General features: G+C 71.7%; 21 protein-coding genes. 7 read left to right on the top strand and 14 right to left on the bottom strand.

Annotated elements, in window-relative coordinates:
• Positions 1-19: 19 nt before the first annotated feature.
• Both ACIBMZ_RS08370 and ACIBMZ_RS08365 read right to left on the bottom strand, forming a co-directional pair.
• Positions 20-766, bottom strand: coding sequence for an enoyl-CoA hydratase/isomerase family protein (locus tag ACIBMZ_RS08370; protein WP_396691929.1), 747 nt, complete (start codon positions 764-766; stop codon positions 20-22).
• Entirely contained in the window at positions 763-1,671 is a 909-nt protein-coding gene (locus ACIBMZ_RS08365) for a 3-hydroxyacyl-CoA dehydrogenase family protein (RefSeq protein WP_396691928.1), read from the bottom strand. The genes ACIBMZ_RS08370 and ACIBMZ_RS08365 overlap by 4 nt, the downstream gene beginning before the upstream one ends.
• Before the next feature lie 192 nt (positions 1,672-1,863).
• Between ACIBMZ_RS08365 and ACIBMZ_RS08360 the strand changes: the two genes are divergently transcribed.
• Complete coding sequence (locus ACIBMZ_RS08360; RefSeq protein ID WP_350697571.1) at positions 1,864-2,160, top strand: hypothetical protein; 297 nt, start codon at positions 1,864-1,866, stop codon at positions 2,158-2,160.
• A gap of 65 nt (positions 2,161-2,225) precedes the next feature.
• Here the strand turns inward: ACIBMZ_RS08360 and ACIBMZ_RS08355 are convergent, their stop codons facing one another.
• Positions 2,226-3,011, bottom strand: coding sequence for a class I SAM-dependent methyltransferase (locus ACIBMZ_RS08355; protein ID WP_396691927.1), 786 nt, complete (start codon positions 3,009-3,011; stop codon positions 2,226-2,228).
• A gap of 55 nt (positions 3,012-3,066) precedes the next feature.
• On the opposite strand from ACIBMZ_RS08355, the gene ACIBMZ_RS08350 reads away from it, so the two are divergent.
• The gene (locus ACIBMZ_RS08350; protein WP_396691926.1) at positions 3,067-3,447 is read left to right on the top strand and encodes a PPOX class F420-dependent oxidoreductase; all 381 of its coding nucleotides are present in this window, start codon (positions 3,067-3,069) and stop codon (positions 3,445-3,447) included.
• Between the two features lie 88 nt (positions 3,448-3,535).
• On the opposite strand, the gene ACIBMZ_RS08345 is transcribed toward ACIBMZ_RS08350, so the two are convergent.
• Together ACIBMZ_RS08345 and ACIBMZ_RS08340 are read right to left on the bottom strand one after the other, a co-directional pair.
• Entirely contained in the window at positions 3,536-3,745 is a 210-nt protein-coding gene (locus ACIBMZ_RS08345) for a BldC family transcriptional regulator (protein ID WP_007073996.1), read from the bottom strand.
• Between the two features lie 252 nt (positions 3,746-3,997).
• Positions 3,998-4,837 (bottom strand): hypothetical protein, encoded by an 840-nt coding sequence (locus ACIBMZ_RS08340; protein ID WP_396691925.1) that lies wholly within the window; start codon positions 4,835-4,837, stop codon positions 3,998-4,000.
• A gap of 273 nt (positions 4,838-5,110) precedes the next feature.
• Between ACIBMZ_RS08340 and ACIBMZ_RS08335 the strand changes: the two genes are divergently transcribed.
• Complete coding sequence (locus ACIBMZ_RS08335; protein ID WP_396691924.1) at positions 5,111-6,193, top strand: Glu/Leu/Phe/Val dehydrogenase; 1,083 nt, start codon at positions 5,111-5,113, stop codon at positions 6,191-6,193.
• A 297-nt stretch (positions 6,194-6,490) separates the two neighbouring features.
• The gene (locus ACIBMZ_RS08330) at positions 6,491-6,700 is read left to right on the top strand and encodes a DUF3073 domain-containing protein (protein ID WP_131051420.1); all 210 of its coding nucleotides are present in this window, start codon (positions 6,491-6,493) and stop codon (positions 6,698-6,700) included.
• 142 nt (positions 6,701-6,842) lie between these two features.
• On the opposite strand, the gene amcA is transcribed toward ACIBMZ_RS08330, so the two are convergent.
• From amcA to ACIBMZ_RS08305, 5 genes are all read right to left on the bottom strand, one after another.
• A complete protein-coding gene (gene amcA / locus ACIBMZ_RS08325; RefSeq protein WP_396691923.1) occupies positions 6,843-7,079 on the bottom strand; it encodes a multiple cyclophane-containing RiPP AmcA in 237 nt (78 codons plus the stop codon).
• The gene (gene amcB / locus ACIBMZ_RS08320; RefSeq protein WP_396692692.1) at positions 7,033-8,151 is read right to left on the bottom strand and encodes a cyclophane-forming radical SAM peptide maturase AmcB; all 1,119 of its coding nucleotides are present in this window, start codon (positions 8,149-8,151) and stop codon (positions 7,033-7,035) included. The genes amcA and amcB overlap by 47 nt, the downstream gene beginning before the upstream one ends.
• A gap of 173 nt (positions 8,152-8,324) precedes the next feature.
• Positions 8,325-9,479, bottom strand: a complete 1,155-nt coding sequence (gene purM, locus ACIBMZ_RS08315) for a phosphoribosylformylglycinamidine cyclo-ligase (protein ID WP_396691922.1) — start codon at positions 9,477-9,479, stop codon at positions 8,325-8,327.
• 64 nt (positions 9,480-9,543) lie between these two features.
• Entirely contained in the window at positions 9,544-11,091 is a 1,548-nt protein-coding gene (gene purF, locus ACIBMZ_RS08310) for an amidophosphoribosyltransferase (protein ID WP_396691921.1), read from the bottom strand.
• 163 nt (positions 11,092-11,254) lie between these two features.
• Positions 11,255-11,587 (bottom strand): sterol carrier family protein, encoded by a 333-nt coding sequence (locus tag ACIBMZ_RS08305; protein WP_396692690.1) that lies wholly within the window; start codon positions 11,585-11,587, stop codon positions 11,255-11,257.
• A gap of 228 nt (positions 11,588-11,815) precedes the next feature.
• Between ACIBMZ_RS08305 and ACIBMZ_RS08300 the strand changes: the two genes are divergently transcribed.
• Positions 11,816-13,978, top strand: a complete 2,163-nt coding sequence (locus ACIBMZ_RS08300) for a carboxypeptidase-like regulatory domain-containing protein (RefSeq protein ID WP_396691920.1) — start codon at positions 11,816-11,818, stop codon at positions 13,976-13,978.
• Between the two features lie 133 nt (positions 13,979-14,111).
• Here the strand turns inward: ACIBMZ_RS08300 and ACIBMZ_RS08295 are convergent, their stop codons facing one another.
• From ACIBMZ_RS08295 to purS, 4 genes are all read right to left on the bottom strand, one after another.
• Positions 14,112-14,864 carry a 2-phosphosulfolactate phosphatase gene (locus ACIBMZ_RS08295; protein WP_396692688.1) on the bottom strand — a complete coding sequence of 251 codons (753 nt, stop codon included), beginning with the start codon at positions 14,862-14,864 and terminating at the stop codon, positions 14,112-14,114.
• A 4-nt stretch (positions 14,865-14,868) separates the two neighbouring features.
• The gene (gene purL, locus ACIBMZ_RS08290) at positions 14,869-17,715 is read right to left on the bottom strand and encodes a phosphoribosylformylglycinamidine synthase subunit PurL (RefSeq protein ID WP_396691919.1); all 2,847 of its coding nucleotides are present in this window, start codon (positions 17,713-17,715) and stop codon (positions 14,869-14,871) included.
• A gap of 67 nt (positions 17,716-17,782) precedes the next feature.
• Positions 17,783-18,466 carry a phosphoribosylformylglycinamidine synthase subunit PurQ gene (gene purQ / locus ACIBMZ_RS08285; protein WP_396691918.1) on the bottom strand — a complete coding sequence of 228 codons (684 nt, stop codon included), beginning with the start codon at positions 18,464-18,466 and terminating at the stop codon, positions 17,783-17,785.
• Positions 18,463-18,726, bottom strand: coding sequence for a phosphoribosylformylglycinamidine synthase subunit PurS (purS, locus tag ACIBMZ_RS08280; RefSeq protein ID WP_131051412.1), 264 nt, complete (start codon positions 18,724-18,726; stop codon positions 18,463-18,465). The genes purQ and purS overlap by 4 nt, the downstream gene beginning before the upstream one ends.
• Positions 18,727-19,168: 442 nt before the next feature.
• On the opposite strand from purS, the gene ACIBMZ_RS08275 reads away from it, so the two are divergent.
• Together ACIBMZ_RS08275 and ACIBMZ_RS08270 are read left to right on the top strand one after the other, a co-directional pair.
• The gene (locus ACIBMZ_RS08275) at positions 19,169-19,849 is read left to right on the top strand and encodes a S1 family peptidase (protein ID WP_396691917.1); all 681 of its coding nucleotides are present in this window, start codon (positions 19,169-19,171) and stop codon (positions 19,847-19,849) included.
• A 23-nt stretch (positions 19,850-19,872) separates the two neighbouring features.
• Positions 19,873-20,436 (top strand): YbjQ family protein, encoded by a 564-nt coding sequence (locus ACIBMZ_RS08270; RefSeq protein WP_396691916.1) that lies wholly within the window; start codon positions 19,873-19,875, stop codon positions 20,434-20,436.
• Positions 20,437-20,569: the final 133 nt, after the last annotated feature.

The raw sequence follows: 20,569 nt of genomic DNA, 5'->3' as shown, positions 1-20,569 counted from the left end.
GCTGTCTCTGCGGTCGGTCTCAGTGTCCGCGACGCCGTTGGAGGAACTCCGTCATCCGGCGGTGCTTCTCGTCGTCCTCGAAGAGCACCGCCTGGCTGACCAGGTCCAGGTGCGGATGGGCGGCGGGCGGCGCGTCGACGGCGAGCTTGGTCAGCCGCAGCGCCAGCGCCGAGCCCTTCGCCATCTCGTCGATCAGCTCGTGGGCGGCCGGCAGCAACTCCTCCGGTGTCGCCGCCACCCGGTTGACCAGTCCGATCCGGTACGCCTCCGCCGCGTCCACCCGCCGACCGGTGAACAGCAGTTCCTTGGCCCGTGCCTCGCCGACCAGCGCCGGCAGCCGGTGGGTCGCGCCGGCACCGGCCAGGATGCCGAGCCGGACCTCCGGCTGGCCGAAGACCGCCCGTTCGGTGCAGACCCGCAGATCGCAGGCGTACGCCAGTTCGGCGCCGCCGCCGAGCGCGGGACCGTCGACGGCCGCCACGGTCGGCATCGGCAGCGATCGGATCCGGGCGAACGCGGCCGAGTTGATCGCGGCGAGCGCGTCCAGGCGACCCCGCTCGCGCAGTTGGCCGATGTCCGCCCCACCGGCGAAGATCCCGTCGGTGCCGCCGGTCAGCAGCAGCATCCGGGGGCGGGCCTCCAGGTCGGCGCAGACCTCGTGCAGCGCGGCGATCAGGTCGGCGTCGATGGCGTTGCGCTTCTCCGGCCGGTCCAGCGTGACCACCAGCCGGTCCGGGCGTTCCTCGACCCGCAGCCCGCCGCTCATCGGACCGCCCTCACGGGGGCGTCGCCCGCCCCGGCCTGCGCCGTGCCGTCGGAGCGCACACCGTCGACCCAGTGGTAGAAGCCCTTCCCGGACTTCTTGCCCAGCCGCCCGGCCGCCACCATCTCGACGAGCAGCGGCGGCGGCGCGAACCGGTCCCCGTACGCGGCCTGGAGGGTACGGGCGATGTCGAGGCGTACGTCCAGACCCACCAGGTCGGTCAGTTCCAGCGGCCCGACCGGGTGCCGGTAGCCGAGCACCATCGCCTTGTCGATGTCGGCCGCGTCGGCCACCCCGTCGGCGACCATCCGGATCGCCTCCAGCCCGAGCGCCACCCCGAGCCGGGAGGTGGCGAAGCCCGGCATGTCGCGTACCACCACGGGGTCCTTGCCCAGCCGGGTGGCGAGCGTGACGGCGGCGGCGGCGGTCTCCGGGGCGGTGGCCGCGCCGACCACGATCTCCAGCAGCGCCATCGCCCAGACCGGGTTGAAGAAGTGCAGCCCGCAGAAGCGCTCGGGTCGGCTCAGGCCCTCGGCCAGCTCGGCGATCGGGATGCTGGAGGTGTTACTGCCCAGCAGGGCCGGGTGCAGCGCCTCCGCCTCGGCCAGCACGGTCCGCTTCAGGTCGAGCCGTTCCGGCACCGCCTCCACGATCACCTGCGGCTGCGCGGCCACCTCGGTCAGCCCCGCCCGCAGGGTGACGCGTTCCTGGTTGGCGGCGGCCTGCGACACGGTCAGCTTGCCGCGCCGGACGCCCCGGTCCCACAGTTCGGCGAGCCGGGTCATGGCCGCCGCGCCGCGTTCCCCGTCCACCTCGACCAGGTCCACCGCGTGGCCGGCGCCGGCCGCCACGTACGCGATGCCGAGCCCCATGGTGCCGGCACCCACCACCACGAATCGTTCAGTCATGGTGCCACCACCGCAGGGTGACGACGACACGCTCTCCGACGCCGCCGACGCGCGGGATCGCCGCTACGCCGCAATCGGCCCGTACGCTCCGCTCAGTCATGCTGCGACCCTATGCAGCACCGACCGGGCCCGATGCGTGGGGGCGGACGGGATCGGGTACAGACCGCCGACAGCCAAGGGAAGGACGAACAGATGAGTCAGGCACCGGAGACCACGGGCGACGCGGGCACCCAGGAGACCGTCGAGACGCGCGGCGACGAGCGCATCGAGTTGCTGCGCGCCGACACCAACAACGACGGCCGTACCGACGTCTGGGTGGTCGACACCGACGGTGACGGTAAGGCCGACCTGTTCCAGTTCGACACCGACGGCGACGGCAAGGTGGACGTCACGATGGTCGACATCGACGAGGACGGCCAGCCCGACGAGGTCGTCGACGGCGACGGCGGCCTGCCGCCCGAGCAGCTCCCCCCGACCGTCCAGGTCTGACGCTCCGGGTCGGATGTAAGGAAGGGTCCCCTGCTAACGCCTACGGCATAGCAGGGGACCCTTCCTTACATCCGGGTGCCCAGGCGCAGCGTCGCCAGGTAGTACGGGGCGTCGCGGTCGTCCACGTCGGTCAGTCGCCAGGCGGTGCCCCGGACCAGTTCGGCGAGTTCGTCCGGCGAGCAGACCAGGTAGTCGAACCAGGGCGTACCGAGTTCGCGGTAGCGCAGCCGCAGCCGGAGCTGTCCGCCGAGGCGGCCCCGTCGACGGTTGCGCTCGTGGTAGCCGCTGTGCACCGGATCGGTGGTGCCGTACGGGTCGGTGCCGTGCGCGATCACCTGCGCCCCGGGGTTGGCCATCGCGGCCAGGGCCGCCAGGAAGGCGGGAGCGCGTTCCCGGCCCTCGAACAGGCCCAGGTTGTTGCCGAGCAGCAGGAACGTGTCATAGCGCCGCCCGTCGGCGCAGTGCTCGTCGACCGTGCCGTGCACCAGGTCGCGTACGCCCCGACGTCGGCACACCGCGAGCGCGCCGGGCGAGACGTCCAGCCCGGTCACCGGTACGCCGCGCTCCTGCAACAGCAGTGCGATCCGGCCGGCGCCGACTCCGACGTCCAGGGTCGCGCCCCGGACCCGGTCCACGGCCCGATGGTCGTGTGGTTGCCACTCCTGCGGCCCGGCCAGGTAGTGGGCGGCGGGCGCACCGTTGACCAGCCCGTCGTCCCGCTCGATGATCTCGATGACCGGTCGGGGCAGGCGCCCGCCGGCCAGCGGCCGGGGACCGACCCCGGTCGCCACCGCCAGCGCGTCGCGCAGCAGTTCCCCGAAGACGTCACCGATCTTTGGTTCCCCCGTCACGTCCGTAACGCTAACGGGCTGCTCAGTCAGGCGTGACGCCCGTATCCTGGGCGACGTGACCACGTTGGACCGCCTCGCGGCGGAGAAGTACATACTCCTCACGACCTTCCGCAAGGACGGCCGCGCGGTGCCGACCCCGGTCTGGGCGGTACGCGACGGCGACGCCCTGGCGGTGTGGTCTGCGGCGGACGCCGGCAAGGTGAAGCGGATCCGGCGCAGTGGGGATGTCACGGTGGCGCCGTGCGACGTGCGCGGTCGACCCCATGGCGAGGCGGTGCCCGCCCGGGCGAGCCTCTACGACCCCGGAGCGACCGATCGCATCCGGGGGCTGATCAAGCAGAAGTACCGAGTGATCGGGCGGCTGACGCTGCTCGGCAGCCGACTGCGTCGGGGCACCGGCGGCACGGTGGGGATCCGGGTCGAGTTGACCGGTTGAGGCCGGTGCCGCACCGGATCGGAACATGACGAAGGGCGACGGATCCGTGGATCCGTCGCCCTTCGCGTTGCTGCTATCTACCGGCCAGTCAGTCCCCCTGGCGCTGCTGCGGGATCTGCCCCTGCAACAGCGCCCTGACCTCGGACTCGCGATACCGGCGGTGGCCGCCCAGGGTCCGGATGGCGCTCAGCTTGCCGGCCTTCGCCCAGCGGGTCACCGTCTTCGGGTCGACACGGAACATCGACGCCACCTCGGCCGGTGTGAGTAGCGGCTCTGGTTCGTGCGTTCGCGATGCCATCGGTCACTCCTCCACATGTAGAGACATCGGCCGGGGTCCCGCCGGCCGACGCGTCTCCCATGGTCCGGCTAGTCCCCGATGTCCGACATGGGCCGAACGGCCGAACGTCCCTAGACGGACGGATGAACCATGCCCGATTTATACGACTTTTACACGCCAGAAAGTACCTTATTCGGACTCATAGTCACGGTTCGTGACGCAACAACTACGAGAGCACCTCATGTTACAGCCCGAAATTTGGGCAAAAGCGGACTAGTTGCAGCGTTCCAGAAGTTGCACGGCCCGCCAGCGCGCGACGAGCTTGTCGTACGCCGCAGACGCCTCTTCCGCCTCGCCGCGGGACAGTCCGGCGAGTCCGGCGGCGACGAGTTCCGCCGAGTCGTCCTCGGCGAGCGTCTCGTCGGAGAGCAACTCGACCAGACCCCCGTAGTCCAGCTCCACCACCGAACGGGGATGGAACTCCTCCAACCACCGGGCGGCCTCCTCGACCGCCTCGGTGATGGGCGCGTCCCCCACCGACTTGCGCAGCACCGACAGCGCGCGCGACGACCGGCGGCGCGCCTTGGAGATCTCCGTCCGGAAGCGCAGCGAGCGGCGCTCCGGCGCGGTCACGTGATGGCGCTCCTGCGCCTCGAACAGCACGAACCAGCGCAGCGGCACGCCCCAGGTGGCGATCTGCTCGTGCACCCGGGGTACGCCGTGCTCCAGCACCCGGGCCCCGCTGCGCCAGTCGTCCACCACGGCCTTGGCCTGCCCGGCCAGCACCGGGGGCACGAACGCGTCGGCCAGCACCGCCGGCACCCCGTCCCGGGCGCTCAGCGCGGCCTCGGCCACCCGGATGCGCAGGTTCCACGGGCACACCAGCAGCGTCTCGTCCGTCTCCAGCACGTACGCCTCGTCGGGCAGGTCGGGCAGCCGGGTCCAGCCGGCACCGAGCGCCTCGATCACCGAGGTCCGCTGCCGCACCGGCCCCTCCACCGGCGCCACCGCCCGCCCCTGCTCGACGTAGCGCCGCCAGTACGCCTGACGATCGCGATCGAAGGCGGTCAGCGGCTCGTACACGCGCAGGTATGAGGCGAAGAGCGACGGCACGGCGCGATCCTCCCACGAACGGCAAGCCGAGGGTTGCTCGGCGTCACCCGGGTGGTGCCGCGTGGCGAGCCGAAACGGGGCTTTCGAGCCCGCTATGCGCCCGACGGCGGGAGCAGCGGACGCCCGGTGCGGACGCCCGCTGGGCGGGATGCGGACGCCCGGGAGAGGCCGACCGACGCCCGCCGATACTAGGCTCGCACCACCGGCAGCATCCCCGCCGGCTCGACCGAGGTCCGCGTCCCACAAGGACGCCCGCCGACACAGGAGCCAGTCATGGGCGTATTCGCCACTTCCGACGACCCGGAATCCACGGGCCACGAGCAGGTCGTGTTCTGCCAGGACAAGCAGACCGGCCTGAAGGCGATCATCGGGATCTACTCCACCGCGCTGGGCCCGGCGCTGGGTGGCACCCGCTTCTACCCGTACGCGAGCGAGGAGGCCGCCCTCGCCGACGTGCTCGACCTGTCCCGCGGCATGGCGTACAAGAACGCTCTCGCCGGGCTGGACCTGGGCGGCGGCAAGGCGGTCATCTGGGGTGACCCCGACCAGATCAAGAGCGAGGCGCTGCTGCGCGCGTACGGCCGCTTCGTGGAGTCGCTGGGCGGGCGCTACTACACCGCCTGCGACGTCGGCACGTACGTGCCGGACATGGACGTGATCGCCCGCGAGACGCGCTACGTCACCGGCCGCAGCGTCGAGCACGGCGGAGCCGGTGACTCCTCGATCCTCACCGCCTGGGGCGTCTTCCAGGGCATGCGGGCGGCGGCCGAGCACGTCTGGGGGGTCCCCACGCTGCACGGCAGGCGGGTCGGTGTGGCCGGCCTGGGCAAGGTCGGCAAGTACCTGGTCGGCCACCTGCTGGAGGACGGCGCCGAGGTGGTGGCGACCGACGTGAGCCCCCGCGCGCTGGACTGGGCCCGGACCACCCACCCCGAGGTGACGCTGGTCGAGGACGCGTCCGCGCTGGCCGCCGCCGACATCGACGTGTACGCGCCCTGCGCGCTGGGCGGCGCCCTGGACGACGACACGGTGGGCGCGCTGCGGGCGAAGGTGGTCGCCGGGGCGGCCAACAACCAGCTCGCCCACTCGGGCGTGGAGAAGCTGCTCGCCGACCGGGGCATCCTCTACGCCCCGGACTACGTGGTGAACGCCGGTGGTGTGATCCAGGTCGCGGACGAGATCGAGGGCTTCGACTTCGACCGCGCCAAGCTGCGGGCGACCCGCATCTTCGACACCACGCGGGAGATCCTCCGGCTCGCCGACACCGACGGCGTACCGCCCGCCGTGGCGGCCGACCGGCTGGCCGAGCGGCGGATGGCCGACATCGGCCGGCTGCGCACGATTCATCTGCGGTGAATCCGGCGCGCGTTGGGGGCGGGCCGCGTTGCTTCCGCCCTCAACGGGCGTATCCGGCTAAACTGAAGATACGACGCGTTCGTGAGGATTTACCCCGTGTCAGGACCGTTCCCGGCATCGCTCCTTACCGGGTACAATGGGTGACGACCGGTTGACCGCCACGCGCGGCGGCGGTAGACGGTAACCCGAGGTGCCGAACGGTGGCATCCCCATGTACCGTAAGAGCCACGAGAGATGCCTGACGTCATCGGGGCCCGCCTTCGGGCTGCCCCGCATTCTGTGCGAGGGGGTCGAGCCATGGGGCGCGGCCGTGCTAAGGCCAAGCAGACAAAGGTGGCCCGGGAGCTGAAGTATCACTCCCCGAACACCGACCTCGCCGCCTTGCAGCGAGAACTCGGCGGCAGCGGCAAGTCGGACCACCACTTCGACGACGACAAAGAGTACGTCGACGATGATGAGGACCACGCCGAGGACGACCCGGACACCTGGGTCCGTCCCACCCGCTGACCCCCGGTCACATCCGAGCACGCGGTAACTCCCCGCGTGCTCACGTATGTGCCCGGCATGCGGCGGCGTACCACCCGACGCTCAAGGGCCTGCCACGCCCGGAGGTATTCCGGGAGCGTGGCGGGCCCTCGACTCCGGCCGGTCAGCGAGGCCGGTTGTTCCAGTTGTAGAACGTCGGGATGTTCTCGAAGTGGTTCCAGGCGCAGACCGCGCTCGCCCCGTCGCCACCCGTCACCTCCGCCCGTAGCCGTCGTGCGGCCTCTGCCTCCCGAAGCAGCGCGGTGAGCCCGGCAGCGGCCTCCCGTACCCGGTCGGTGACCTGGTCGACCTCGTTACCCGTCACCCGCTCCGGCTCCCGGTGACTTGTGGTCTCGGGCATGATCCAACACTCCCTCCAGTAGGCGGATCTTGCTGTTGCGGCAGTGCTCGGTCTCCGTACCGTCGAAACGGCCCAGCTCGAAGTAGCGGTTGGCCGCGTGGCCTCCGCCACAGAAGCCGAAGTACGGGCAGGACGAGCGGCAGGCTTCCACGCCGCTCAGGAACTCGCCGACCCAGCTCGTGCCGGCCGCACCGGCGAGGATCGTGTGCAACGGCGTGGCCAGAACGTTCCCGCTGCTGAAGTCGCCGTGGCGCGGATCGGTGAAGCCGGCCAGCTCGGGTGAGAGCACCACCACCGCGCCGTCGTACGCCACGGTGGGGATCGGGTCGAGGCTGGCCGGCAGCAGGCCGTCCGCCGTACCGTCGAGAACCGCGGCGGCGTACCGCAGCGACCACTCGACCTCCCGCAGGTGGATCCGCGGATCGCGACGCCAGGCCGCGACCAGCTCGGCCCAGAACCCGGTCACCGCAGCGACGTCGTGGGCGTTGTCACGGGTGTTGACGCCCTCGGTCTCCTCGATGTTGACCCCGAGCACCTCGCAGCCGAGGTCGAGGAAGTAGGCGTACAGCTCCGCCGCACGCTCCGGCGACGGGTCGTTCACCACGGCCAGCGCCGAGAACGGCAGGCCGTGCCGGCGCAGCGCCGCCACCCCCCGGACGATCCGGTCGTACGCCGGGTGCCCCGCCCGGGTCACCCGGTCCCCGTTGCGCGCCCGGGGACCGTCCACGCTGACGCTGACCCGGATCCGGTGCGCCGCGAAGAACTCGCACCACGCGTCGTCGATCAGCGTGGCGTTGGTCTGCACGTGGTGCTCCACCTCGGCGGCGAAGGGCGCCATCAACGCCGCCAGCCGCTCCCGGCCCGCCGCGAGCGGCTCCCCACCGTGCCAGACCACCGAGAACCGCCCCGAGGCAGCCCACGGGTTCACCGAGGCGGCCACCGCCTCCGCCACCGCCACCGGCATCCGCCGGTCGGCGGCCCGGAACGGCAGATAGCAGTACGCGCAATCCAGATTGCACAGGGTGGTGGGCTGCATCACGACGTACGACGGGACAGCGGAAAGACCCCGCATCCCACGCAACGACCGTCCCCGTGCAGCCATCGCCCTCCTCACCGGTTGACGGCTGCTGCCGGGCGCACCACGGCACGGGCGCACCCACAGCTCCGAAGCAGCCTCAAGGCTAGGCCGCGACGGCCACTCGGGTGAACCCCCGACCAGGTGGTCGGACGATCTGCGTCAGATGATCAGCCCCGGGTGTGCTGCCCGACCATCTGCACCTCGCCGGTGCCCTCGATGATCTCGCCAGCCTGCCAGGCGTCCACCCCGCGGCCGGTCAGCGTGGCCAGTGCCCGGTCGGCGTCCTCGGCCGAGACGATCGCGAACATCCCGACGCCCATGTTGAAGGTCGCCTCCATCTCCGGGTCCTCGATCCGCCCCTTGGACTGGATCAGGTCGAAGATCGGCTGTGGCTTCCAGGTGGCGCGGTTGACCACGGCGTCCACGTGCTCGGGCAGGATGCGCACCAGGTTGCCGGGGATGCCTCCACCGGTGACGTGGGCCAGCGACCGCACCTCCGCCTCGGCGATCAGCTTGAGGCAGTCCTGCGCGTAGATCTTGGTCGGGGTCAGCAGCTCCTCGCCGAGGGTGCGCTGCCGGCCGAAGTCGTCGATCACCACGTCCAACCGCATCCGGCCGGCACCCAGCAGCACGTGCCGGACCAGGGAGTAGCCGTTGGAGTGCAGGCCGGACGAGCGCATGGCGATCACCACGTCACCCACCTCGACCCGCTCCCGGCTGAGGATCTCGCTCTCCTCCACCACACCGACACCGGTGGCCGAGATGTCGTACTCGTCGGGGCGCAGCACACCCGGGTGCTCGGCGGTCTCGCCACCGAGCAGCGCGCAGCCCGCGTACCGGCAGCCGTCGGCGATACCGGCGCCGATCTCGGCGACCCGGTCCGGCACGACCTCGCCGGTGGCGATGTAGTCCAGCAGGAACAGCGGCTCGGCCCCGCAGGCCACCAGGTCGTCGACGACCATCGCGACCAGGTCGATGCCGACCGTGTCGTGGATGTCCAACTGCTGGGCGATCACCAGCTTGGTGCCGACACCGTCGGTGGAGGAGGCCAGGATCGGGTTCTTGTACTTCGTGGTGTCCAGCCGGAACAGGCCGGCGAAGCCGCCGAGGTCGCCCATCACCTCCGGCCGACGGGTCTGCTTCACCTTGGACTTGAGCAGCTCGACCGCGCGGTCGCCCGCCTCGATCGACACGCCGGCGTCCGCGTACGAGACGGAACGTTTGCGAGCGGGACGGCCGGTCCCGCCCGTCCAGGGCTGACGGTCGCCGCCGGCGCCGCTCGGGCTGCTTCCTGCGCCGCTGCGCTCGGACACGTGCGTCACGGTTCTCCCCTTAGTGGTTCTCGGCGGCCGCGTCGGCGGTGACCGGCGCCGCAGCCGGATGGTGCTATGGGCGGTGTGTGGTCGCCGACATCTTCGCGTCGGTGCGGGCCGTCGTGCCGGCCTGCTCACCGGCGTCGTCGTCGACGCGGTTCGCGACCCGGCGGCTGATCCCTTCGAGCACGTGCTTGCCGATGAGGTTGCCGACGGGCAGCTCGATCGGGTACTCCCCGTCGAAGCAGGCCCGACACAGCCGGGTCTTCGGCTGCTCGGTCGCGGCGATCAGTCCGGGCAACGAGACGTAACCCAACGTGTCGGCGCCGATGGACCGCCGGATGCCCTCGTTGTCGAGGCCGTTGGCGAGCAGCTCGGCGCGGGTGGCGAAGTCGATGCCGTAGAAACAGGGCCAGGAGACCGGCGGCGAGGAGATGCGGACGTGCACCTCCACCGCGCCGGCCTCGCGGAGCATCCGGACGATCGCGCGCTGGGTGTTACCCCGCACGATCGAGTCGTCGACCACGACCAGACGCTTACCGCGTACGTTCTCGCGCAGCGGGTTGAGCTTGAGTCGGATGCCGAGTTGACGCAGGGTCTGCGACGGCTGGATGAAGGTACGCCCGACGTACGGGTTCTTCATCAGGCCGGCGCCGTAGGTGATGCCGGACTCCTCGGCGTAGCCGATGGCGGCCGGCGTGCCCGACTCGGGCACCGGGATGACCATGTCCGCCTCGACCGGGTGCTCCTTGGCCAACTGGCGGCCGATCTGCACCCGGGCCGAGTGCACGTTGCGCCCGGCGATGGTCGCGTCCGGGCGGGCGATGTAGACGTACTCGAAGAGACAGCCCTTGGGCTCGGGCGCGGCGAACCGGTTGGACCGCAGCCCCTCGGCGTCGATCGCGATCAGCTCGCCGGGCTCGACCTCGCGGACCACGCTCGCCCCGACGATGTCCAGCGCCGCGGTCTCGCTGGCCACCACCCAGCCCCGCTCCAGGCGACCGAGCACCAGCGGACGCACCCCGTGCGGGTCACGGGCGGCGTACAGCGTCGACTCGTCCATGAAGGCGAAGCTGAACGCGCCCCGCAACTGCGGCAGCACCTCCAGCGCGGCGGCCTCGACGGAGAGATCAGGACGGCTGGCCAGCAACATGGTGACCAGTGAGGTGTCGTTGGTCGAACCGTCGGTGCCCAGACCCCGCTCGGCGACCTCACGCTGGAGGTCGGCGGTGTTGACCAGGTTGCCGTTGTGGGCCAGCGCGATCGTGGTGCCCGAGCTGGTCGCCCGGATGGTCGGCTGGGCGTTCTCCCAGTTCGAGGCACCGGTGGTCGAGTATCGGGTGTGACCGATGGCGACGTGCCCGCGCAGGCTCGCCAACGTCGGCTCGTCGAAGACCTGGGCGACCAGGCCGAGATCCTTGTAGACCACCACGCCGGAACCGTCGCTGACCGCTATTCCGGCGGCCTCCTGGCCCCGGTGCTGCAACGCGTACAGCCCGAAGTAGGTCAGGTTGGCGACCTCTTCCCCGGGCGCCCAGACGCCGAAGACGCCGCACGCGTCCTGGGGGCCTGGTCGTTGGGGATCAAGGTCGTGGCTCAGCCGGCCGTCGCCTCGGGGCACCTGCCGCTCCCTCTTGCTGGTCTGGACTGGCCTGGCGGAGCCACCGGGGCCGCTCCACGCTGCATCGGCCGGAACCACACTGTCGTCGCCTGACAGTGTACGCGAATCCATGTCGCCACATACAGTCACACTGATGCCCCGCAGTGTCATCACGTCACAGGCGTCACTCCAGTTCGAGCGGCAGGTACGCGGACAGATCCGCCCGCGTACCACTCGCCCGTACGCGACCCTCCGTGACGGCCCGCTCCCAGTCGAGGCGTCCGGTGGCGAGGGCGACCCACGTCTGCGGATCCATCTCCACCGTGTTCGGCGGAGTACCGCGGGTGTGTCGCGGCCCCGGAACACACTGAACTGCACCGTAAGGTGGGACACGCACCTCCACCGATCGGCCGGGGGCGCGCTCCGCGAGGGTGGTCAGGAGGGCCCTGACCGCCGCTCGGAGCACCGGCCGTTCGGGCGCGCGCCCCTCGTCGAGCGCCGACAGCGCCGCGGCCACCGCGGCGGACTTAATGTACGGAGAGGACACGACGGGACGATACGGCCCGGCCGCCCGGCGCGTCACGATGGCCCTGGGTCGCGCCGATCCGCCCCGACAAGGCATAGTTGCCGACGGCGTATTCGTACCGTGATGTTCCTTCGGCCGGCGCTCGCCGGTCCGAGGAGGTCAGTCCGGAAGGCGGTGGACGTGTCAACACACCGACGAGCCTGGCAAAAGCGGGCCGGTGTGGTCGTAGCGCTGATTGTCGGTGCCCTACTCGCCGTCCCCGCCACACCCGCACTCGCCGCGAACCCGGACGTCCAGATCACCAACCTGCCGAACGGCACTCTCCAGTCCGGTCAGCAGACGTCGATGACGTTCCGGGTCAAGAACAACAACGAGCTGCCGACGCCGTTCAACATCTCCGTCAACACCTTCAACGGTCTGAGCTGCCAGGGTGACTGCAACATCCCCGCGCGCGTGATCGGGCCCAACGAAGAGGTGTCGATCACGGTCAACCTGGTCGCGGGCGACGTGGCGGCCGGTCAGGAGCGCTCCGGTCGGGTGCGGGTCGCCGCCCGGGCCGGTGGCGACCAGGGTGGCGACGAGCGCGACATGACGGTGCGCGGGCCCAACGCCCCGCCCACCTCCCAGGCGCCGCAGTCGGTGCGTTCCATCGCGGGCAAGATCGTGGAGCGGTCCGGCGCCGCGGTGCCGAACGCCTACGTGCTGCTGGTGGACAGCGCCGGCCGGCAGCGGGACACCACAAGCGACGGCAACGGCAACTTCCGCTTCACCGGCAACAGCGACAACCCGATCGCGCCCGGCCGGATCGACATCGGCGCGAGTGTCGGCGACAAGCGGGCCACGGTCAGCTTCACCGCCAACGCCGGCCAGCAGATCACCGGGCGGCGGATCACGCTTCCCATCGAGTCCTCGGCCAGCCCGAGCGCCACCCCCTCGGCCAGCGAGTCGGTGGAGCCGACCGAGGACCCGTTCGCGGACGACGAGACCGACGAGCCGCAGACGCCCGGTGAGACCCCCGTCGCCCAGGCCCCGGCCGGCAACGAGAGCTCCGGCGGCTTCGGCAACTGGCTGCTGATCCTGCTCGGCGGTCTGTTCGTGGCGATCGGTGTCGGCACGATCGTGCTGCTCTGGATGAAGCGCCGGGAGAACGAGGACGCCGATCCCGACGGTGAGCCCACCAGCGGAGCGCCGGCCGGAGCGGTACCCGCGGCCCGGGGCTCGTTCGCTGGGGCGGACGACCAGACCCGGGTGGTGAACCGGGTCGGCTCCACTCCGGACCCGACCATGGTGGGTGGTCCGGGGCTGGCCAACGCGCCGACGATGATGCACCAGCCGGTGGTCGACGACGTCCCGCCGGACCCGTACGGTGCACCTCCGCAGCCGTACGGCGCGGCCGGCGGGTCGGGCCAGGCATGGTCGGGCGGTTACGGCGACGAGCAGGGCGGCGGCTACGGCGGCGGCCCGGGTTACGGCAACGCTCCTTCCTCCGGCGGCGGATACGGCAACGCCCCCTCCTCGGGCGGTGGCTACGGCGCCAGCCCGTCCTCAAGTGGCGGTTACGGCAGCCGTGACTATGGTGCGGGCGGCGGCGGGTCCGAGTACCCGCCGGCCGGTGCCGGTGGCGCCGCCGGCTACGGCGGCGAGCGGTACGACGAGCCGACCGGGCGCTACCAGGGCGACGACACCCGTTACCCGGCACCGGCCGACCCGTACGCGACCGGCGTCTACCAGCCGGAGGGTGGCCAGGGTTACGGCCAGGGCGAGCCCGGCGGTTACGGCCGGGGCGAGCCGACCGGCGGCTACGGCCAGGGCGGCGACAGCACCCGAGGCTACGGCCAGGGTGACCCGACCGGCGGTTACGGCCAGGGTGACCCGACCGGCGGCTACGGCCAGGGCGGCGACACCACCCGAGGCTACGGACAGGGCGAGCCCGGCGGTTACGGCCAGGGCGGCGACAGCACCCGAGGCTACGGCCGGGGCGAGCCGACCGGCGGTTACGGCCACGGCGCGGAGCCGACCGGCGGCTACCACGAGCCCGCCGGCTACGGCCAGGAAGCACCGCAGCAGCGCGCGGGCTACGACAACTACAACGAACCCACCGGGTACGCCCCGGGTGGCTACGGCCAGGGCGGCGGCTACGGCCAGGAGCCACCGCAGCAGCGCGGTGGTTACGACAACGCCTACGAGCAGGGTGGCTACGGCCAGGGCGGCGGCTACGGCCAGGAGCCGCCACGTCAGCGCGGCGGCTACGACAACAGCTACGAGCAGCAGCAACAGCAGGGTGACGGCTACTACGGCGATCCGGCGCAGGCCGGTCGCGGTCGGCCGGACGGCCCGGGGCAGGAGCGGGGCGGGCGTCGGCTGGACTGGATGGACGACTGACGACCCATACCGCGTACCCGTTGATGCGGGAGCACCGACGAGCAGAGCCGTGGACCGGAGAAGGTCCACGGCTCTCGTCGTCGACGGTGGACCCGGTCTCACACGGGGTCCACGGTGACCGGACGGGACCCGGTCAGGCGGCGGAGAAGACGCCGTGCCGCAGCAGCGGGACCACGTCGGAGTCGCCGACCCGTACCGCGATCTCGACGTCGTCGGAGAAGCCGGCCTCGATCAGCTCGCGGCCGGACACACAGCCCCGGACCGCCGCAGGGATGTCCGGCGTGCTGGCCAACGCGGCGAGTGCCACCGCCGCCTCCACCGACAGGCCACCCGGCACCCCGGAGACGGCGTCCAGGACGCAGGCCGCACCGAGCTGGTCCTCCACCGACGGCCTGAGCGAGCCGTCCGGCCACTGCTCGCCGGCGGCGACCACGCCGATCGGGTCGGTGGTCGAGCCGTACCCCTGGCGCAGCAGCCAGCTCCCGACGGCGCGGGCGTTACGCAGGTTGGCGGCCACCACCGGTACGCCGGTGGCGCTGGCGGCAGCGCTGATGGCCGAGCCGTTCGGGGAGGGCAGCACCAGCTCGGCGACGAAGGGTGCCCGGCTCAGCGCGGCGGGCGACAGCGACCACGGATGTCGGGCGCTCTGCCGGCGACCGGTCGCGACCACCGCGCCGATCCGCTGTGCGTAGTCGGCGGCCTGGGCTCTCCAGGGGAACGGGTGTACCCGCATCCCCCGCCCGACGGCCACCTCGACGGTGGTGGTGAACGACAACACGTCCACCACCACCAGTGCCGCGCAGACCCGGCCCAGTTCGGCCGCGCCGGCAAGGCCCCAGTCGAACCGGGCTCCCGATCCGGGTTGGGCGAAGACGGCCGAGGCCACCGCCTCAGCGCTCGTCGGGCGCGGCAGGCTGTTCGGTCGCACCGGGCTGCGGAACCTCGGCCCCGGCCCGGTCTGCCGGGTCGTCCCCGACCGGCGAGGTCTCACCGGCGGCGGTCGCCCGGACCGGTGGCGTCGCCCGCTCGGCCGGACGCTCGGCGACCGTGGCGGTCTCCGGCTCGGCCTCGGCGGTCGGCGTCGTCGGCTCCTCGGGCTCGGCGACCGGGCCGTCGGTCGGGGAGACCTCGTCCGTCGACGTCGGCGCCTCGTCCGCCACGGCGGCGGTTTCCGGCGTCACGTCGGCGACCGGAGCCGCCTCGGCGGTCGGGGCGTCGTCCGTGGACCCGGCAGTCTCGGGTGCCTCGTCCTCGGCCGGCGTCTCGACGGCCACCGCCGCGGTCACCTCGAACTGCTGCACGCCCCCGAATAGCTTGGGCAGCGTGTTGGTGTGCGCCTCGCGCAGCTCGTCCAGCTCGATCCGGAACTGGCCGTGCACCTCGAGCGCGGCGGCGGTGGAGTCCGTGACCCCGATCAGCTCCCACGGCACGCCGTGCTCGGCGCAGAGCGCGGTGAACGCCTTCTCGTGTCCACGCGGCACCGAGACGAGCACCCGACCGGCGGACTCGCTGAACAGGAAGACGAACGGCATCGAGCCGCCCTCGAACCGCTCCGGCACCGCGATCCGCGCGCCGACGTCGTGGCGCAGGCAGGACTCCACCAGGCTCTGCGCGAGACCGCCGTCGGAGAGGTCGTGCGCGGAGCTGAGGTGACCGACCCGGGCGGCGGCGGCGAGCAGCCCGGCGAGCTGCTTCTCCCGCGCCAGATCGACCTGCGGGGGTACGCCGCCGAGGTGCTCGTGGGTGACCCAGGCCCACTCCGAGCCGGAGAGCTCCACGTGCGTCTCACCGAGCAGGAAGAGCTGGTCGTGGTCGTTGTTGGTGCGCGCGACGAAGCCGGATGCGACCCGCTCGGCCACGTTCTCCAGCACGCCGAGCACGCCGACCACCGGGGTCGGGTGGATGGCCGCCGCCCCGGTCTGGTTGTAGAAGCTGACGTTGCCGCCGGTGACCGGGATGCCCAGCTCGGCGCAACCGTCCGCCAGGCCGCGCACGGCCTCGGCGAACTGCCACATCACGCCCGGGTCCTCCGGCGAGCCGAAGTTCAGGCAGTCGGTGACCGCGATCGGCGTCGCGCCGGTGACGGCGACGTTCCGGAACGCCTCGGCCAGCGCCAGCTTGGCACCGTGGTACGGGTCGAGCCGGGCGTACCGGCCGTTGCCGTCCACCGAGAGCGCCACGCCCAGGCCGGTCCGCTCGTCGATCCGGATCACGCCCGAGTCCTCCGGCTGGGCGAGCACGGTGTTGCCCAGCACGTACCGGTCGTACTGCTCGGTGACCCAGGTCTTGTCGGCCAGGTTCGGCGAGGCGACCATGCGCAGCAGGGTCTCGCGCAGCGCGTCCGGGTCGGTCGGCCGGGGCAGCGTCTCGGCCCGGTCGGCCTGGAGCAGGATCAGGTCTGCCGGCTCCCGCATCGGGCGGGCGTAGACCGGGCCGTCGTCCACCAGCGACCCCGGCGGCACGTCGACCACCAGGTGGTCCCGCCAGGTGATCAGCAGGCGGCCGGGCTGGCCGTCCGGCTGCGGCGCGGTGACCTCACCGATGGCGGTGGCCAGTACGCCCCACTTCTCGCAGGTCTTGAGCACCGCGTCGAGCTTGTCGGGCTCGACCACCAGGAGCATCCGCTCCTGCGACTCGCTGGCCAGGATCTCGTGCGGCTCCATCGACGGCTCGCGCAGCGGCACCCGCTCCAGCCAGACCCGCATGCCGGTGCCGGCCGCCGCGGCGGTCTCGGTGAGCGCGCAGGTCAGCCCGGCACCGCCGAGGTCCTGGATGCCGGCGACGAGCTGGGCGTCGTACAGCTCCAGGCACGCCTCGATCAGCAACTTCTCGATGAACGGGTCACCGACCTGCACCGACGGGCGACGCTTCTCGCTGCCCTCGCTGAAGGTGGCGCTGGCCAGGACGGAGACGCCGCCGATGCCGTCCCGACCGGTCTTGGCGCCCATCAGCACCACGACGTTGCCGGGGCCGACGGCGGCCTTGTTCTGCAGACGGCTCACCGGAAGGACGCCGAGGCAGAGCGCGTTGACCAGCGGGTTGCCCTGGTAGCAGGGGTCGAAGACGACCTCGCCGCCGATGTTGGGCAGGCCGAGACAGTTGCCGTACCCGCCGACGCCGGCCACCACGCCGGGCAGCACCCGGGCGGTGTCGGGGTGGTCGGCGGCACCGAAGCGCAGCGGGTCCATCACCGCCACCGGGCGGGCGCCCATGGCCAGGATGTCGCGGACGATGCCGCCGACGCCGGTGGCGGCGCCCTGGTACGGCTCGACGAAGCTCGGGTGGTTGTGCGACTCGACCTTGAAGGTCACCGCCAGCTCGTCGGAGATCTGCACCACACCGGCGTTCTCGCCGATGCCGGCCAACAACCGGTCGCTGGGCGGGGCCTTCTCGCCGAACTGCCGCAGGTGGACCTTGCTCGACTTGTAGGAGCAGTGCTCGCTCCACATAATCGAGTACATCGCCAGCTCGGACTGGGTCGGCCGGCGGCCCAGGATGTGCCGGATCCGGTCGTACTCGTCGTCCCGGAGCCCGAGCTCGGCGTAGGGCTGTAGCTCGTCCGGGCTGCCGTCGGCGGCCGGGACGGTGTCCACCCCGTCGGTCCAGTCGGTGGCGTCCTGCGCGGCGGCGTGCCGGGGCACGACGGCCGAGGGCGCGGCGGCAGCCGGGTTCGGCTGGACCGGCGCGGCCGAGAATGCCTCCGGGGTCTCCCGTACCGGGTCCGGATGCGTGGTCATGACATCTCCTCGTTGCGCTCGCCGCCGTCGGGGCGGATGAGCTGACCGTTGATCCCGCAGCCGACGGTCACGCCGGCGTCCCCACCAGATGCTTGAGCACCGAGGTGAAGAAGCCGAGGCCGTCGAGGGAGGGGCCGGTGAGCGCCTCCACCGCGTGCTCGGGATGCGGCATGATGCCGACCACGTTGCCGGCGGGGTTGGTGATCGCGGCGATGTCGCGCTGCGACCCGTTCGGGTTGCCGCCGAGGTACCGGGCGACGACCCGCCCCTCGGCCTCCAGCTCGTCCAGCGTCGCCGGGTCGGCGACGTAGCAACCCTCGCCGTTCTTGACCGGGATCAGCACCTCCTGGCCGGGCTGGAACACGTTCGTCCAGGCCGTGCCGGTCGCCTCGATCCGCAGGACCTGGTCGCGATTGCGGAAGTGCAGGTGCTGGTTGCGGGTGAGCGCACCGGGCAGCAGGTGGGCCTCGCAGAGGATCTGGAAGCCGTTGCAGATGCCGAGCACCGGCAGGCCACCCGCTGCGGCGTCGACGACCCTCTCCATCACCGGGGCGAACCGGGCGATGGCACCGCAACGGAGGTAGTCACCGTAGGAGAAGCCGCCGGGCAGGACGACCGCGTCCACCCCGTGCAGCTCCGCGTCCCCGTGCCAGAGGCGGACCGGCTCCGCGCCGGCGATCCGGACGGCCCGGGCCGCGTCCCCGTCGTCGAGCGAGCCGGGGAACGTCACCACACCGACCCGGGCGGTCACGAGCGGGCGTCCGCGGCTTCGTCGGCCTCGACCAGGTGGACGGTGAAGTCCTCGATGACCGGGTTGGCGAGCAACTTGTCGGCGATCTCCCGGGCCCGGTCCAGGTCCGGTTCACCGGTGAAGTCGATCTCGATCCGCCTGCCGATCCGTACCGAGGCGACGTCGTTGACGCCGAGCCGGGGCAGCGCGTTTGCGACGGCCTGGCCCTGAGGATCGAGGATCTCGGGCTTGAGCATGACGTCGACGACGACGCGAGGCACTGGGCACTCCTGACTGTGTACGCAGTTGGGTGCCGACCCACAACGGGCGAGCGCAGCCAGCCTACCTGGCAGATACGGCACCAGACGCACCGGCCGGACGCGGTCCGGGCGGTGTCCGACCGTGCCCGCGTGGGGCCTTCGGGACCGATACGGGTTCGTTGCAGTCTCGATACGGGTTCGTTGCCGGGAGGCCCGGTCCGGACGGGTCTCGACCCCCTCAGGGCGGGCGACAGGGGACCAATCGACCCTCCTTCCCCGACGTCGGACGATCCGGCTGTTACATCCGATTGTTTCGATGCGCCTCTTGTGAAACACCTCACCGAGCCCTACGGTACATCGTCATACGTCGATTTATTGGCGTAGCGGTGGCGGTTCACCCCCTCCCGCCAGCGCAGATCGACTCGGTGAACCCGAGTCACCGAACCCCGAAGGAGCCCTACCGATGCGCATCCGATCCCTGATCGTGGCCTTCGCCACAGCCATGGTCGGCGTCGTCGGCGCCAGTTCCGGCGCCGTCGCCTCCCCCGTCAGCCCGTACATCATCGGCGGCAGCACCGTCTCCTCGGCGCCCTGGGCGGCGGCCGTGTTCAGCAACGGCTCGTTCACCTGCTCAGGCACGATCATCGCCCCGCAGTGGGTGCTCACCGCCCAACACTGCATCGGCAGCAGCATGTCCGTCCGGGTGGGCAGCGTGAACCTCTCCTCCGGCGGCGTCACCCGCACGGTCAGCGCCACCTACGGCCGCTACGACCTGGCCCTGATGCGGCTGTCCAGCGCGGTGAGCACCAGCTACGTGACGCTCGCCAGCAGCAACCCGCCGGTCAACTCCACCAACTCGATCTACGGCTGGGGCCGGACCTGCTACAGCGGCTGCGCGGCCTCCCCCCAGCTCAAGACCGCGTCGGTGCGGGTGACCAGCACCAGCGTCACCGACGCGTACGGCGGGCAGGCGATCCGGAGCACCCGGGTCAACGGCAACGCCTGGCGGGGCGACTCGGGCGGCCCGCAGTTCTACAACGGCGCGCAGGTCGGCGTCGCCTCGACCGCCGACGGTGTGAGCATCCAGAACTACGGCAGTGTCGCGTTCAACCGGGCCTGGATCACCTCGGTGGCCGGTGTCTGACGGTTAGCGCCCGGTCGGCGCGGATGGTGGGCTACGCGCCCGCCGTCCGCGCCGCGTCGTTTTGCAGCATCCGATCAGGTGAACAACCCTCACGTTGGCGACCCGCATCGACTGCCAGCATCAGAAACGTGCTGGTCGTGACGACGGACCAACTTCCCGGCTACGAGATCCGCCAGATCCTCGGCGAGGTGGTCTCCTCCATGGCCAGGACCCGCAACCCCTACCGCGAGGGGGTGAAGAACCTGCGCGGTGGCGCGTACGACCCGTCGGCCCCGGACAACCTCACCCGCTGGCGTACCGACTCGGTGGCCCGGCTCGGTGAGGAGGCCCGGCGGCTCGGCGCGAACGCGGTCGTGGGCATGCGGTTCGACAGCCGCGACTGCGGCGAGATGTGGATGGAGATCTGCGCCTACGGCACCGCCGTGATCGTGGCACCGACGGTGCCCGACGTCATGCCGCCGGACCAGCCCCTCGTCGCGGCCGAGACCGCCCAGGACCCGTCCTTCGCCGGAACCCCGGGCGGCATCGCCGAACCCGCCAGCGCCCCCAACCTCAGCACCGCCGCCGAAACCCCCACCCGCGACTAACCCCCCCAACCCCACCCACCCTGCCCCGCCCCACCCTGCCCCACCCCCCTGGGGGGGGGGGGGGGTGTTGGGTGGTTTTTTGGGGGGGGGGGGGGCGGGGTGGGACTCACAAAAGAGAGTGACCCCCGGGGGC

It is taken from the genome of Micromonospora sp. NPDC049900 (assembly GCF_044461025.1).
GTDB lineage: Bacteria > Actinomycetota > Actinomycetes > Mycobacteriales > Micromonosporaceae > Micromonospora.
The sequence above is the reverse complement of the archived record's forward strand: the minus strand, read 5'-3'. Positions and strand labels throughout refer to the sequence as shown.